The organism is Pseudomonas sp. Pseusp11 (assembly GCF_047304405.1).
GTDB lineage: Bacteria > Pseudomonadota > Gammaproteobacteria > Pseudomonadales > Pseudomonadaceae > Aquipseudomonas.
On record NZ_JBGLZF010000122.1, the window covers coordinates 1 to 243 of the forward strand.

The 243-nt window shown below is 47.7% G+C and carries 1 protein-coding gene; it reads left to right on the forward strand.

Features of this window, described 5'->3' with window-relative positions:
• On the forward strand, positions 1 to 180 hold a 180-nt coding region (locus tag ACCC96_RS30405; RefSeq protein ID WP_413697756.1), incomplete at its 5' end, for a hypothetical protein.
• Between the last annotated feature and the right edge of the window lie 63 nt (positions 181 to 243).

Genomic DNA, 243 nt, shown 5'->3' on the forward strand with positions numbered 1-243 from the left:
TCTTCTTTCTGCCAGCGCCTGCTAATGGTTATGTCGGGCGGTGTGGTGTGGGCTAAAAAGAAATTCATAATTATTTGGCTCTGGTTTTCCTACAAGTTGTTTTTCTTCGAGGTTAACCCTTTATTGACTATTAACTACCGACGCCCGCTCACGGGGTGGGTGGTATTCACGGGGTGTTAATGGGGTGTTTTTTTGGGCGGGGTTTATTCCCATTGGGCAATGGCTTCGGGGGTGTTGCATTTG